Annotated in this window: 17 protein-coding genes and 1 pseudogene; 11 read left to right on the top strand and 7 right to left on the bottom strand. The window is 67.9% G+C overall.

Features of this window, described 5'->3' with window-relative positions; genetic code table 11:
- The first annotated feature begins 124 nt into the window (after positions 1-124).
- From ACQPWU_RS23890 to ACQPWU_RS23880, 3 genes are all read left to right on the top strand, one after another.
- The gene (locus ACQPWU_RS23890; RefSeq protein WP_433443708.1) at positions 125-529 is read left to right on the top strand and encodes a hypothetical protein; all 405 of its coding nucleotides are present in this window, start codon (positions 125-127) and stop codon (positions 527-529) included.
- Positions 526-1,500 carry a tyrosine-type recombinase/integrase gene (locus ACQPWU_RS23885; RefSeq protein ID WP_433443706.1) on the top strand — a complete coding sequence of 325 codons (975 nt, stop codon included), beginning with the start codon at positions 526-528 and terminating at the stop codon, positions 1,498-1,500. Before ACQPWU_RS23890 ends, ACQPWU_RS23885 begins: the two co-directional genes overlap by 4 nt.
- Positions 1,501-1,597: 97 nt before the next feature.
- Entirely contained in the window at positions 1,598-2,308 is a 711-nt protein-coding gene (locus ACQPWU_RS23880) for a hypothetical protein (protein ID WP_433443705.1), read from the top strand.
- Positions 2,309-2,518: 210 nt separating this feature from the next.
- On the opposite strand, the gene ACQPWU_RS23875 is transcribed toward ACQPWU_RS23880, so the two are convergent.
- Both ACQPWU_RS23875 and ACQPWU_RS23870 read right to left on the bottom strand, forming a co-directional pair.
- Complete coding sequence (locus ACQPWU_RS23875) at positions 2,519-3,349, bottom strand: carbohydrate deacetylase (protein WP_433443704.1); 831 nt, start codon at positions 3,347-3,349, stop codon at positions 2,519-2,521.
- Positions 3,346-4,722: an MFS transporter gene (locus ACQPWU_RS23870; RefSeq protein WP_433443702.1), complete on the bottom strand. Its 1,377-nt coding sequence runs from the start codon at positions 4,720-4,722 to the stop codon at positions 3,346-3,348. Before ACQPWU_RS23870 ends, ACQPWU_RS23875 begins: the two co-directional genes overlap by 4 nt.
- 557 nt (positions 4,723-5,279) lie before the next feature.
- Between ACQPWU_RS23870 and ACQPWU_RS23865 the strand changes: the two genes are divergently transcribed.
- The 5 genes and pseudogenes from ACQPWU_RS23865 to ACQPWU_RS23845 all read left to right on the top strand — a co-directional run.
- Complete coding sequence (locus tag ACQPWU_RS23865) at positions 5,280-5,840, top strand: hypothetical protein (RefSeq protein WP_433443701.1); 561 nt, start codon at positions 5,280-5,282, stop codon at positions 5,838-5,840.
- 56 nt (positions 5,841-5,896) lie between these two features.
- Complete coding sequence (locus tag ACQPWU_RS23860) at positions 5,897-6,178, top strand: histidine kinase (RefSeq protein WP_433443699.1); 282 nt, start codon at positions 5,897-5,899, stop codon at positions 6,176-6,178.
- Positions 6,120-6,473 carry a hypothetical protein gene (locus tag ACQPWU_RS23855; RefSeq protein ID WP_433445615.1) on the top strand — a complete coding sequence of 118 codons (354 nt, stop codon included), beginning with the start codon at positions 6,120-6,122 and terminating at the stop codon, positions 6,471-6,473. Before ACQPWU_RS23860 ends, ACQPWU_RS23855 begins: the two co-directional genes overlap by 59 nt.
- Positions 6,386-6,625: a sensor histidine kinase gene (locus ACQPWU_RS23850; protein WP_433443696.1), complete on the top strand. Its 240-nt coding sequence runs from the start codon at positions 6,386-6,388 to the stop codon at positions 6,623-6,625. Before ACQPWU_RS23855 ends, ACQPWU_RS23850 begins: the two co-directional genes overlap by 88 nt.
- Positions 6,622-6,744: pseudogene (locus ACQPWU_RS23845) on the top strand (DNA-binding response regulator); the annotation flags it as partial. The gene ACQPWU_RS23850 and the pseudogene ACQPWU_RS23845, both read left to right, overlap by 4 nt.
- 153 nt (positions 6,745-6,897) lie before the next feature.
- Here ACQPWU_RS23845 and ACQPWU_RS23840 read toward each other — a convergent pair.
- Complete coding sequence (locus ACQPWU_RS23840) at positions 6,898-7,068, bottom strand: hypothetical protein (protein ID WP_433445614.1); 171 nt, start codon at positions 7,066-7,068, stop codon at positions 6,898-6,900.
- Between the two features lie 11 nt (positions 7,069-7,079).
- On the opposite strand from ACQPWU_RS23840, the gene ACQPWU_RS23835 reads away from it, so the two are divergent.
- The gene (locus ACQPWU_RS23835) at positions 7,080-7,307 is read left to right on the top strand and encodes a response regulator transcription factor (RefSeq protein ID WP_433443694.1); all 228 of its coding nucleotides are present in this window, start codon (positions 7,080-7,082) and stop codon (positions 7,305-7,307) included.
- 232 nt (positions 7,308-7,539) lie between these two features.
- Here the strand turns inward: ACQPWU_RS23835 and ACQPWU_RS23830 are convergent, their stop codons facing one another.
- Entirely contained in the window at positions 7,540-7,692 is a 153-nt protein-coding gene (locus ACQPWU_RS23830) for a hypothetical protein (protein WP_433443692.1), read from the bottom strand.
- 151 nt (positions 7,693-7,843) lie between these two features.
- Entirely contained in the window at positions 7,844-8,158 is a 315-nt protein-coding gene (locus ACQPWU_RS23825; RefSeq protein WP_433443690.1) for a hypothetical protein, read from the bottom strand.
- Between the two features lie 40 nt (positions 8,159-8,198).
- On the opposite strand from ACQPWU_RS23825, the gene ACQPWU_RS23820 reads away from it, so the two are divergent.
- The gene (locus ACQPWU_RS23820; protein ID WP_433443688.1) at positions 8,199-9,383 is read left to right on the top strand and encodes a DUF2786 domain-containing protein; all 1,185 of its coding nucleotides are present in this window, start codon (positions 8,199-8,201) and stop codon (positions 9,381-9,383) included.
- A 599-nt stretch (positions 9,384-9,982) separates the two neighbouring features.
- Here the strand turns inward: ACQPWU_RS23820 and ACQPWU_RS23815 are convergent.
- Positions 9,983-11,157, bottom strand: a protein-coding gene (locus tag ACQPWU_RS23815) for an IS3 family transposase (protein WP_433443686.1) whose coding sequence is annotated in 2 segments (ribosomal slippage) — positions 9,983-10,894 and positions 10,897-11,157 — 1,173 coding nt in all. Because the reading frame shifts where the segments join, the coding sequence is not laid out codon by codon here.
- A gap of 88 nt (positions 11,158-11,245) precedes the next feature.
- Here ACQPWU_RS23815 and ACQPWU_RS23810 point away from each other — a divergent pair.
- Complete coding sequence (locus ACQPWU_RS23810; protein WP_433443684.1) at positions 11,246-12,082, top strand: transposase; 837 nt, start codon at positions 11,246-11,248, stop codon at positions 12,080-12,082.
- A gap of 370 nt (positions 12,083-12,452) precedes the next feature.
- Here the strand turns inward: ACQPWU_RS23810 and ACQPWU_RS23805 are convergent, their stop codons facing one another.
- Positions 12,453-13,220 (bottom strand): IclR family transcriptional regulator, encoded by a 768-nt coding sequence (locus ACQPWU_RS23805; protein WP_433443682.1) that lies wholly within the window; start codon positions 13,218-13,220, stop codon positions 12,453-12,455.
- Between the last annotated feature and the right edge of the window lie 19 nt (positions 13,221-13,239).

The raw sequence follows: 13,239 nt of genomic DNA, 5'->3' as shown, positions 1-13,239 counted from the left end.
CATTCCGTCTGTACTTTCTGGGGCTAGATCCAAGATCTTTAATGGCTGGTCATAATCGCGGTTATGACTATAGATCATCTGCTAAACGTCGGAGATTCAATCCCTCCCAAGAAAGATCGCAATCGTGGACGACGCCCCCGCCGACGAAGCGCGCTACCCCATCGCCATGACACTGAGGCAGTGGGGCATCATCGACAGTGCGATGGACAACGAGATCAACGTCGAAGTTGTGGAAGGTGATCCCCGGAGGATCGTCGAGCTAGCAGACAGTATCCGGGAAGCGGGATGGGACCAGATCGCGCACTGGACACCAGGCGTTCCTGGCTCGGGGGCATGGCCGCCGCCCGATGAGATCGTGGAACCCCGGCTTACCGCGCAGCAGTGGGCGCTCGTCCCCATAGTGCTGCGCCGGTGGGCAGACGCCGCCGAACGGACCGGTCGGCATGACGCCGCAGCTGCGTCGCGAGACCTTCAAGCCCTCCTCGACGCGCGGTTGAACGACCTGGCCGGCTCGCAGTCGCAGACGTGACCGCTGAGATCGTCCGCGAGCCGAGCGAGGCCGGTGGGATCGTCTTCCCGCCGAGCCTGCTCGGCTTCGCCCGTGACCTCACGATGGCGTGGCTGCTGTCGTACGATTCGCCGAACACGCGCGATGCCTACCGTCGCGAGATCGAGCGGTGGTTCGCGTTCTGCGCCGAGACCGGCCTCGACCCGATGCAGGCGCGCAAGCGGCACGGCGATGTCTACAAGCGGTGGCTTGAGCTCCAGGCCGGGGCGCCGATCCCCGCGCAGACGATGGCGCGGCGGATCTCGGCGGTGTCGTCGTGGTACGACTACCTGGCCTACGAGGACGCTATCGAGGTCAACCACCTGAAGGGCACTCGGCGGCCGAAGGTGCCGCGTAACCACTCCGAGACGACCGCGCTGGCCCGCGACGACGCGCACCGCCTGGTGGTTGCGGCCGACAAGGATCACGGGCCGGCTCGGCTGCGCACCGCGGCGTTCATCCGGGTGCTGGTGCACACCGGGATCCGGGTGGAGGAGGCGATCGCGGCCGAGCTGGGCGCGCTCGGGTACGCGCGGGGAGTGCGGACGCTGCGGATCGTCGGTAAGGGCGACAAGCCGAAGATCAGGCGCCTTCCGGTGGAGACCGCGTATGCGCTGGACCGCTACCTGGAGGACCGGGCGCGCCGCGCCGGCGTCGAGGTGGCCGATCTGTCGGGGCGGATCTTCGTCACGGACACGGGCGGCCGCTTCTACCGGTCGTCGGCGTCGGAGCTGGTCGAGCGGATCGGTCGCCAGGCCGGGATCGAGGCGAAGGTGACCCCGCACGTGCTGCGGCACACGTGGGCGTCGATCGCCAAGGACCTGGGCGCGAACCCGACCGATATCAAGGAGGCCCTCGGCCACGAGGACCTGAACACGACAATGCTGTACCTACACACGGCGAACCAACTGGAAAGGGATCCTTCCCAATTGGTGGCGTCGGTACTGGAGTAAAGGGAGTCTTGCCAAACTGACGTCGGTGGGGAAAGACGGGATGGGTACATACCCACATGTGGCAGAGAATCCTCCTCCCAGCTGGGATCCCACCCCCTTGGCTGTTGCTGAATTCACCGCCCTGCGCGCCGAGATCGTGCAGTTAACTGGTCTGCAGTCGCAGATGATTACACTGACGGTTGTAGCCTTCGGCGCCGTACTGCCGGTGGGTCTTCAAGCGCGCAACGCCGCTATCGTCCTGGTTTACCCCCTACTGGCGCTGGTCTTGGGCATCGTATGGCTGTACAAGGCCCACCTGATCACCCGCATCGCGGCCTACCTCCGCAGCGGAGTGGAAGACCGCGTGGGACGGCACAACCTCGGTTGGGAACACTTCGTCCAGCAAAACCCGCTCCCGCGGGGACGATTTGCCTACTGGGGGCTCCGCTCGATATTCCCGACGACCTCTATCCTGGCGATCGGAGCCAGCATCGCTGTGGCAACTCCCTCAATCGCGCTTTTCGTCATGTATGGCCTGGCCTGCATTGTGACTATCACCAGCGTGATGGTCTTCATAGTGTGGAGGGAACCCGCTCCAGAGCTGAACCCGGGTCGGCCCCGCGGCCGCAAGGCCGGAGGCGCGTTCAGCCCGCCGGCCAGCGCACGCGCAGCCGTCATGGCCGAGCATTCTGAACCACCAAGATCGGAGCCGAAGGTGGAATCCCGACAACTCAAGCTGAACACCGACACGAGCACCGACAACTCCACACGGACACCGACAGCTTCACAACCGACAGCTAGGCTGATCAGTCCGGAACGCGAGAGATAGACGCGCTGTAGTTAATGCTGAGCGTCTATTTCGCGTGTCCGCACGCTAGGGGATAGGTCAGCGATACGACGTCTCAGTGACGCGCTGGGCATGTTTGCGCAGGTCAGGGCCTCACGGACGCCATGATCATTAGACGCGTTCTGGCGTGTTTCCGCAGGTCACGCACTGCAACACGCGCATTGGGGCGTCTACCAGGAACCGGCGGCTGGGTCAGGCCCACCAGCCTCCGACGACCTCGACTCCCTCACTCTCGAGGGCGTTGTGCCACGCCGGGTCACGCAGGAGCCGCGCCTCCCAGGTCCGTACGATGCCGTCCGGTCCCGTGACCGCGTCCTCGCGGGACGGGTGCAGGAACAACTCGCTCGTGCCCTCGGGGAGGGCGGCGAGCCGGCGGAGGTAATCGTCCCGCAGTTGCTCATAAGTACCGAGTTCGTGTGCCGGGCGCCGGTTGGTCGCGATCGTCTGCGGGATGGACACGCCTAGCGCGTCGGCGAGGGCGACGGCGCGCTCGTGCGCTGCCGCGAGCTGCGGCGGGAGCGGCCCGCCGAAGTACGGCTCCGGGTCACGGGGCAGCCGGAAGGCAAGGCCGTGGCGCGCACACCACTCCAGCGCCTCGGCCAGCCACGATCTGCCGTGCAGGCCGTACAGGGTGCCGGCATGGGAGTCGGCCGCCGCGGGCGTGGGGCCCCGGCCGCGCATCCAGTGCAGCTGTGCGTCCGCCTCCCGGATGACATCCTGGGCCTCACCGCGGGCTCCGAGAGCGAACGGATCGTCGCTGAGTGACCCGTCCGGATCGACGAGGCTCGCCGCGCCGTTGAGGGGCCGCCAGCGCGGGAGCCCGCGCTCGCTCGTGAGCGTCACGTGCAGCCGCGGCACGACGCCGAGCTCCCAGACCTGGTTCGCGGCTTGCTCCGCGGCAGGCGAGACGCAGATGAGCGTCGTCGCGGTGACATGTCCCTCGGCGAGCAGTGCGACGATGACCTCGGTCGTCCCGGGTTCCCGGCCGAGATCGTCGGCTGTGATCACGACGCGGCGGGTCATCGGGGGCGCTCCGCGGCGGACTCGTCCACGGGACCGGTGGGCGGCGGCTCAGCCGCCTCACGCGGCGTCTCGATCGGGACCGAGATGAGCCGCGCCGCGACCGCGCCGATCGTCGTCAGCACGAACGGGTACACGCACAAGTACACCCGGAACGCGAGCCCGGGGTCGGTGCCGGAGTCGTCGCCCGAGTTGTAGCCGAAGAACACGCCCAGCGATGTGAGCGCGAGTCCGGTCACGATCCCGTTGAGCCGGGCGAAGAAGCCGAACGCGGACAGGAAGAGCCCTTCGCGGTGCTCCCCGTTGCGCGCGGCGTCGGCGTCCAGCACACGCGCGACGATGAGGTCGTTCGTCGCGAGCATTCCCGACCACCCGGCCCCGACGAGCACCCCCGCGGCGATCGCGGTGACGAGGTCGGTGGCGAAGAACAAGGCCGCGAAGCTGGCCGCGAGGAGCGCGAAGGCGAGCCGCCAGGTCCACAGGGCGCCGCGGCGTGCGACGACGCGCGTCCACACCACGAGGCCGCCCGCCGAGACGAGGATGACGATGCCCTGAAGGTAGAGGGCGTTCCCGACCGGGAGCCCGAGCGAGTAGCGGACGTACAGTTGGATGCCCGAGAGTACGAGCGCCATGGCTATCCCGTAACAGGCGCCGGTGAGCCCGACTGTCCAGAACATCCGGTTGCGCACGATCGACCACACGCTGGGCAACAGCAGCGGCCGCTCGCGCGTGGAGTAGCGGGGACTCTCGCGCGCGCCGAGCGCCATGTACACGATCACGACGAGCGCGACCGCGCCATAGATGATCGCTGTGATCTGGAAGCCCCGGGTGGATTCCTCGGTGCCGAACACCTCCGTCGTGAGCAACGGGGTGACCGCGAGCGAGATCACGAGCGCTACGAGCTGGAAGCCCTGGCGCAGACCGTTGGCCACGGCGCGATCGCGCTCCTGCGGGTACAGCTCGGGGAGCAGCGCGCCGTAGTTGGCGTTGAGCATCGAGTCGAAAGCCTCGCACAGGATCGCGAACACCGCGAACCAGAGCACGAGGCCGATGCCCTGCAGAGAGGTCGGCGCGGAGAAGAATGCGATCATGCAGGCCGCGAGCATCGGCGCGCCGACGAGCAGCCACGGCCGGCGCCGGCCGAACCGGCTCCGGGTGCGGTCGGAGAGGTGGCCGAGCAGCGGGTTGTCGAGCGCGTCGATGACCGCGTAGATCACCATGACCACGCCGTAAGCGCGAACGTCGAGCCCGAGAATGTCGACGTAGAAGAGGATCATCGACCCCTTGATCATGTTGATCGGGATGGAAGTGCCGAACATCCCGATGGCGTAGCGCCACGCGGGAGTCCGCCCCGGGGCCGTACCGGGCTGGGACACGCGATCACCTTCCTTGCTGATGCCGAATCACCATCGCCGGGCGGGTCCCCTGCGGCCAGAACGGCGGCGTCGTCGTGGACGAAAGCCCTTTCACGACGTGGCTGCTCATTCGCGTTCGATCTGCCATGAAGCTCGGGGACTCCTCGCCGCCAGCCTGGCCCTGCGCGCTACAACGCGCATAAGAAGATGTAGACAAATGGCAGATAATGTCAATGGTCAAGAACGCATGGTTGCTCGGTGGTTGCTCGCGTGTGCGCGCTACGGCACGGCATGGATGGACACAGGCCGACATGCCCTGACCGCCGAGGGCGACATCGTCGCCCTGTCGTTCTCCTGCGAGCGCGCCAAGGTCTTCAGCGACGACATCGCCGCCACGGAAGCGATTCTGCTGGACTCCCTCCGCGAGACCGCCGACTTGTCGGGATGGCCCGACGAACTGCTGCCACCGGACTCCTGGCCTGAGGGGCAGGCGGGCAGCCGGTTCGGTGAGGCGCTGAGCGAGTGGTGCCGCCGCTGCCCGCGCCGGGTCGTGCTGTTCCCAGAAACCCCCGCCGCAGGTGGCCAACCCGATCTACCGGGAAGTCATCCTGCGCGTGCTGGGCGACCTGACCGAACAGAACATCCACGCCGACCCGCACAGCTTCGTGCTCCCCGACGGCCGGTTCGACCTCCCACGCCTGCTGCAGGAGTTCGTCGTCTTCTGGCGCGAACACGGCGAAGTCCTCATCCAGCAGGAGGGCTACCACGAAGCCGCCTGCCAGATCATCCTCATGGCCTTCCTGCACCGCCTCGTCAACGGCGGCGGCTACCTCGACCGCGAATACGCCGCCGGCACCAAACGCCTCGACGTGCTCGTTCGCTGGCCCTACAGCGGCCCCGAAGGCGAGCGGCTGATGCAACGCGAGGCCATGGAACTGAAGGTATGGCGACCCGGCGCCGACGACCCGAAGCCCGAGGGCCTGGCCCAGCTCGACCGCTACCTCGACCGCCTCACCCTCACCACCGGCGTCCTGGTCATCTTCGACCGCCGCCCCGAAGCCCCGCCCTGGAAGGAACGCGGCGACTTCCAACAGGCGACCACCCCGTCCGGCCGCGAAGTCACCGTCCTACGCGTGTGACCGGTGTCCGAGCTTCGATCGCACTTATTCCGCCGCTCTGAGTTCCGGCGCGCGGGATGGCCGAGCTCAGCGCCCGGCTGCGCCGGGAACAGGAGAACCGGGCCCGGCGGGCCGTCACCGAGGAACGGGTGCGCATCGCCCGCGAGCTGCACGACGTGGTCGCCCACCACATGTCGGTCATCGTGATCCAGGCCGTGCTGGCCCCGGTACGTCTTCGGCTCCGACCCCACCACCGCCCGCGGCGCGCTGGCCACGATCGCCGACACCGGCAGCGAGGTCATGGGCGAGATGAGACGGCTGCTGGCGGTCTTACGCGTGGACGCCGACGACGACCCTGACGCCGACAACTATGCCCCCGCGCCCGGCCTGCAACGGCTCGGAGCGCTGGCCGAACGGGTACGCGCCGCGGGGGTGCCGGTGGAGGTGTCGATCACTGGCTCGGTGCGCCCGCTGCCATCCGGCATCGACGTGTGTGCTTATCGGGTTGTGCAGGAATCCCTTACCAACGTGCTGAAAACGCGGCCCCGGCCACGGCGCGCATCTGCGTGCACTACGGAGCCGAACTGGAACTGCGCATCAACGACGACGGAGCCGGAGCATCCGTCGCCCCCGGAGGTGACGGCCACGGCTTGATCGGCATGCGGGAACGCGTCAAGCTCTACAAGGGAACGATCAAGGCCGGACCCCGGCCCTCGGGCGGGTTCGAGGTCGTGGTCACCCTGCCTCTGTCGTCCCCGGGCCAAGACGATCGGCCCGCCGAGTCGCACGGTGAGCCGAACACATGATCAACGTACTCGTCGTCGATGACCAGATCCTCATCCGCGCCGGCCTGGCCGCGCTGATCCGGGCCGCGCCCGGCCTCGACGTCGTCGGGGACGCGGCGACCGGTGAGGAGGCCGTGGCCCTCGCGACGGCCACCCGGCCCGAGGTGATCCTCATGGACATCAGGATGCCCGGCATGGAACGGCGTCACGGCTACCGAGCACATCCTGGCGGCCAACCCCGTCCAGCCGCCGCGGACGCTCATCCTGACCACGTTCGACCTCGACGAATACGTCTACCACGCGCTGCGAGCCGGCGCGTCGGGCTTCCTGCTCAAGGACACGCCGCCGGAGCGGCTCATCGCCGCCGTCCACACCGTGGCCTCCGGCGACATGTTGTTCGCGCCGAGCGTCACCCGGCGGCTGGTCGAGGCGTACACGCGGCACGCCGGCCCGAGCACCGCCACCCGACCCCCCGGTGCTGGACCTCCTCACCTCGCGTGAGGCGGAGGTGCTCAAGCTGGTGGGGCATGCGCTGTCCAACACCGAGATCGCCGCCCGGCTATGCGTCAGCGAGGCCACGGTCAAGACTCACCTCAACCGGGCCATGGCGAAGCTGAACCTGAGCAGCCGCGCGCAGGCGGTGGCCATGGCGTACGAGTCCGGCCTGGTCACCCCGGGTCGAAAGATCGCCACGCCCGCATGACGTCTGAACTGCCAACTCTCCTCACGAAGCAGGACGACGGTGCCGCCGTCGGGCCGGATGCCCATGATGGTGGCCTCCGGGCCGCCTACCATGAAGGCGACGTGGACCCGGGCCTGGTTCGCCCCCGGCGCGTCACCCGAGCAGAGGCGTTCGGTCATGCCGGCGCCCCAAGCCTCGACGGACAACGTGGGCGTGGACAGCCACAGGATCCACCGCTCCACGACGCCGGGATTCACCCCATCGGCCGCGAACCACCCGGGAACTTCGCATCCCGGTCACGGATCAGGTACCGCGCCCGGCAACCCGCATCCTCCAGATCCATCACAAGATTCTTGGCTGCCTGAATGACCCAGCTCGCGTTCGGGTGCGCGGTGGTGCCGAGCACGCGGATGCGCCTGGTGGTGTGCTCGATGACGGCCGGGATGTATTGGCGCCGGCCGTTGCGGGCAGCGAGGTCAGGACCGCGCCGACCTGCGGCTCCACGCGGATCTGTAGTCGCGTCATCTGATCGTGAGTCATGGTGGGCCACATATGAGTCACGTCGTCTTCCGGGTCTTTCCGATCTTCCGATTGGTCACCCGAACCGCCTTCAGCACCAGCCGCGCGATCGCCCGGGCGCTGTCGTGACACAGCTGCGGCAGCACCGAGACGTAGGTGTCGGCGGTCAGCACGATGCTGGCATGCCCCAGCGCGCCCTGCGCCAGGGTGGCAGAAGAGCGGAAGCATTCTCCGCAGCTTGAGGACCGGGGCTCGAGCCGACTTGCGCTGGTCGGGACGACGACACAGCCCGGGTCGGTCAGGATCTCGCCGCCTTCCGCCGCGCCGGTGAGCAGGGGACGGGGCTCCGTCACGGTAGAGTTTGGCGGACTTTCTTTAAGGTGGACGGCACGTGTGAGTAAGGCCAATGAGTTGATCGGCGCGGCGATGGAGGCGCTTGCCCGCGAGGATCAGGCGGCCTTCGACTCCGCCGCCGCCTTCCTGGCCGACCGGGACGACGCCGATCGCGTGCTGGTGGAGGTTGTGACCCGTGCGATCTCGGGGTTGTGGCGGAACGGCTGGCAGCCCGCCGACGTGGTGAGGATCGTGGCCAGGCGGCTGACCGACTGGCACGGGCGGGCGGCGGCCGACCTCATCGTCTGGGAGATGCGGGCCTATGAGCCGGCCACGGTGGATGAGCGCTGGCGCGACCAGCTCGCCGGCCTGGAGACTTCGGTGTGGTGGAAGGGCGGCTACCTGGCGGCGCGGCAGGCGCGCGACGGGGCCGGCCGCCTGGTGACCGTCTCCGGTGTGCTGGAACTGCTGGGGTTGCTGACCGGGCTGCCCCGGCTGGAGTCGTTGAGCCCGCCGCCCGGGGCCGCTCGCCGTACGGTCCAGGCACGCTCGCACGCGGTCAGCGAGAAGACGCTCGCGCGGGTGCGGGCGCTGCTTGCCAAGGCGGAGTCGACGATGTACGAGGCGGAGGCGGAGACGTTCACGTCGGCGGCGCAGAGCTTGATGGCGAAGTACAGCATCGACGCGGCGATGCTGGGCGCGCAACCAGGCGGAGGTGAGGCCCCGGCGGGCATCCGGGTCGGCATCGACGCGCCGTACGAGCAGCCCAAGGCCGTGCTGCTCGTTCTCATCGCCGAGGCCAACAGGTGCCGGGTGATCTGGTCGAAGGAGCTGGGGTTCGCCACCGTGCTGGGGTTCTGGGCGGACCTGTCCTGGGTGGAGATGCTGTTCACCTCGCTGCTGGTGCAGGCGCAGACCGCGCTGGTGAACTCGGGCACCAGAAAGCACGGCACCGGCCGATCGAGGAATAAGACGTTCCGCCAGTCGTTCCTGTCGGCGTTCGCCTCCAGGATCGGGGAGCGGCTCGCCGAAGCCACGGCGGCCGCGGTCTCGCAGGAGACCGCCAGCCGGGGCACCGACCTGGTGCCGGTGCTGGCGGCCCGCGAACAGGAGGTGGAGCAGGCGGTCGAGCGCATGTTCCCGAACCTGGTCTCGCATGCGGTCCGCACGTCCTGGGACCGGGAGGGCTGGGCGGCAGGCCGTACCGCCGCCGATCAGGCCAGCCTCGGGGCGCGAGACCAATAGCGCTCCAGGTGCCGAATATCCATCCGCGCAGGCACGGCATGATGGCCGATCGTGTTACTGCGCTTGGCCTACCTGACGACCGCCTTCTCGTTTCTGGGGCTACCGCGGATCAATCGCGACAAGGAGATCGAGATCTTGGTGTTGCGGCACCAACTGATGGTGCCGCATCGGCAGATGACCAAGCCCGTGTTCACGCGAGCTGATCGTTTTCTCCTCGCCGATACCAATGGATCGATCCCGAGACAGCCGCGCGGCACACTGTTGTACGCAGCGGCAGCCACCCGACAGCTCCGGCGGAGGATTTCGTGCCCGAGAGCATGCCACAAGCCGGCACCCATCCGCGCTGACTGCTGCCAGCGTCACCATTGCAGGTGAGATTGGTGGCGGCGAAGCGCGCTTCGATCCGACCGCGTTTGTACGTGCATGCCTCGAACTGATAGCCAGCCCTAGATCGCTGATGTGAAATTTTGGTGATCGGCCGCGGGCGTGACGAAGGGCGTCCATTGTCGGTGTGTGAAGACTGACTTAGACGCCCTTCTGACCGCACTCTATGTGTGAGGGGCCACGGAGATTCCGGACAGCCGCCTTATGGGCGTAGCCTATGCGGCTGTTTGGGTTGTAAGGGACTCGTTGAGTACTTCCAGGGGTGGCCGGTAACCGAGCGCCGAGTGCAGGCGCCGGTGGTTGTAGAACCCTTCGATGTAGCGGATGACCTGCCGTTTCGCCTTGGCTCGGGTGGTGAAGACGAAGCGGTGCAGCCACTCGTTCTTGAGCGCGGAGAAGAACGACTCGGCCATCGCGTTGTCGTAGCACACCCCGGTGCGGCCGACTGAGCGGCGGATGTCCAGGCCGGTCAGGAAGCGGCCGAACTCATCACTGGTGTAGTTCGAGCCGCGGTCGGTGTGGAACACGGCGCCGGGCTGAAGCAGGCCGGTGCCGGCGGCCATCCGGATCGCGTCCTTGACCAGCTCGGTGCGGTAATGGTCGGCCATCGCCCAGCCCAGCACCGCCTTGCTGTGACAGTCGATCACCGTGGCCAGGTAGCAGAAGCCCTCCCAGGTGCGGACATAGGTGATGTCGCCGACCAGCTTGATGCCCGGCCGCTCGGCGGTGAAGTCGCGGCCGACCAGGTCGGGGATGCCACGGTAGTCGCCCTGGACGGTGGTGGCCGGCCGGAACGCCCTCACCTGGGCCGGGATGAGGCCCTGCTCGCGCATCAGGGCGCGGACCAGTTCGGGTGAGCAGTGCTCGCCGCGGCGGGTCAGGGCGGCGTGGACGCGCCGGTAGCCGTAGGTCTCGTGGGAGCCGGCGAAGATCTCGGCGACCAAAGCGGTCAGCAGCGCCCGGCGTTGCGCGGTGGCCGAGGCCGGCCGCTCGCGCCACTCGTAGTAGCCCGAGCGGGACACGCCCAGCCAGGCACACATCTTCACGATGGAGTGGCAGGCCTTCTCCGCGTCGATGAGCTCGTACTTGGCGAGCGTCATCGAGTCTCGGACGCGAAGAAGGCGGCTGCTTTTTTCAAGAAGATCAACTTCTCGCGCAGTTCGGCGTTCTCCCGCTCCAGCTCCCGGATCCGCGCCCGCTCCGGCCCGGAAACCGGCGGCCGCTCCTCCTGCGCGCTCACGACCCGATGCCGGTTCACCCAGCTGCCCAGAGTACTGGCGTTGATGTCGAACTCCCGCGCCACCGACGCGACCGTCCGCTCGCCCTCCAGCACCATGCGGACAGCTTCTTCCTTGAACTCAGGCGAGAACTGCCTACGACGCCTCGTCACGTACCTACCTCTTCCAGACTTCTGTCAGCTTATGTAGCCGACTGTCCGGAATCTGCTGGGCACCTCAGTGCATCTGGACGATCACGTGATGCCTTCGCGGGGACGGCCTCGCGGACGGGGCCGGCCGCCGGTGCTGACCCCGGCCGAGGCGGTGGTCGTGGCAGTGGCGCAGGTGCTGCTGCGGTGTGATGACGAACGCCGCTGGATGCGGATGGCGGCCAGCCGGATCGGGCACCTGTTCCCCAGGCTGCCGTCCCAGTCGCAGTACAACCGGCAACTGCGTGATCTGGGGCCGGCCATGTCGGCGGCGGCGTTGTGGCTGGCCCGCCAGGTCCCGACCTGGCACGAGCCTTTGCGGCTGATGGACGGCACCCCGATCCGCTGCGGCGCCTCGCGAGTGACGGTCAACAGATCACACCTGGGTGAGATCGCCGGATACGGCATGGACAAGTCCCACCACGCCTTCTACTGGGGCGCCAAGCTGATGCTGATCACTACCGCTGATGGCGCGGTGACCGGCTTCAGCCTGGCCCACCCCAAAGAGCTCGATGAACGCAAGCAGGCCCTGCACCTGCTGCACGTCCACCAGATAGCCGACGGGCCATGCCCGATCGTGTGCGACAAGGGATTCGCCGGAGCCGGCATCGAGAAGGCCGCCGCCGATCTGGGTCATCTCCTGATCCGGCCGACCCGCGAAGACGAGCCTGCACGCGCCCTGCCCTTTCCCGGCTGGCTGCGCCAGCGCATCGAGGCGATCATCTGGACACTGAAGAACCAGCTCGGCCTCGAACGCCACAACGCCCGCCACCCCGACGGCCTCTGGGCCCGTATCAGCCAGCGCATCCTCGCCCTCAACGCCGCAATCTGGCACAACTGGAACACCGACGCACCCGTGAAACGGTCCCTGACCGCCTACGACCACTAACCCAAATTCACATCAGCGATCTAGACCGAATGGCAGCACGAGCTGCTGCGACCCGAACCCTCGCAAAAAATTCGCTTCCGCACCGAAAGGATCCACGTCGATCACGTGGATCCCTTCCGTGTGCCCGCGGTCATGTCAGTGCTGACCTGCCGGCGAACCGAATCGTCCCACGATGGAACAAGCGAAGTCCTCCCGGCAGATGCCGGGAGAACTTTTCTTCCATGACGGGCCGTCACTCATATCGAGCCTGACATCGTTGATCAACTCTTCCCACCGCTCAGAGACGTTTCCTTGGCCAAAGGCTGCAGGAGGCGGTCCTGCCTACACCCGCCACTGGTCAGAGCTGCGTTCGTCGCTCGAGGCGGGCTCGTCAGCGTCCGGCCGCGAACGGTGGGAGGGCACGGGAGATGGCGCGGGCGCTGGTGCGTACGAGGTGGGCGAGTGCCTGGGTCGAGGCGGTGCCGTGGTGGACGACCAGGGATACTGCGGCGACGACCTCGCCGTCGAGGTCGTGGATGGGGGCGGCGACGGACAAGGCGTCCATGGTGACCTGGCGGTCGCTGACGGCGTAGCCGCGGGCGCGGGTGTCGGCCAGGGCCGCGCGGATCTGGTGGGCGGTGGCGAGCGTGCGCTCGGTGTACCGCCCGACGGGGCGGGCCAGGACCTGTTCCTGCACGTCGGCGGGGGCGTACGCGAGCAGGACCAGGCCGACGCCGGTGGCCGTGAGCGCGAAGCGGCCGCCGACCCTGGTGAGCACCGGCACCGCGCCGCTGCCCGCGATCCGTTCGACGAACACAACCTCGGTGCCCTCCCGCACGGCCAACTGCACGTTCTCGCGGGTCACCTGCGACAGGTCTTCCAGGTACGGCAGTGCCGCCTCACGCAGGCCCAGCCCGCGCGGGGCGAGCGAGCCGATCTCCCACAGGCGCAGGCCGATGTGGTAGCAGCCGACCGGGTCCCGTTCCAGTGCGCCCCATGCCACGAGCTCCGCCACCAGCCGGTGCACGGTGGAGACCGGCAGCCCGGAGTGCCGGGACAGGTCGCTGAGCGTCAGCGACCGCCGATCGGGGGTGAACGCGCCGAGGATCTGCAGGGCGCGCGCCACGACCGGCCCGGTCTTCACGGCGGCTGACGGCATCGGCGCCTCCACGGTCAGA

Source organism: Nonomuraea sp. CA-141351 (genome assembly GCF_050944675.1).
Taxonomy (GTDB): Bacteria; Actinomycetota; Actinomycetes; order Streptosporangiales; family Streptosporangiaceae; genus Nonomuraea.
Note: the sequence above shows the minus strand (reverse complement) of the source record. Positions and strands in the feature narration are given on the sequence as shown.

Coding starts and splice junctions, on each gene's coding strand:
- ACQPWU_RS23875 (WP_433443704.1), bottom strand. CDS start 3,349: ATGACCCGCCGCGTCGTGATCACAGCCGACGATCTCGGCCGGGAACCC.
- ACQPWU_RS23860 (WP_433443699.1), top strand. CDS start 5,897: ATGGCCGAGCTCAGCGCCCGGCTGCGCCGGGAACAGGAGAACCGGGCC.
- ACQPWU_RS23855 (WP_433445615.1), top strand. CDS start 6,120: ATGGGCGAGATGAGACGGCTGCTGGCGGTCTTACGCGTGGACGCCGAC.
- ACQPWU_RS23810 (WP_433443684.1), top strand. CDS start 11,246: ATGCCTTCGCGGGGACGGCCTCGCGGACGGGGCCGGCCGCCGGTGCTG.
- ACQPWU_RS23805 (WP_433443682.1), bottom strand. CDS start 13,220: ATGCCGTCAGCCGCCGTGAAGACCGGGCCGGTCGTGGCGCGCGCCCTG.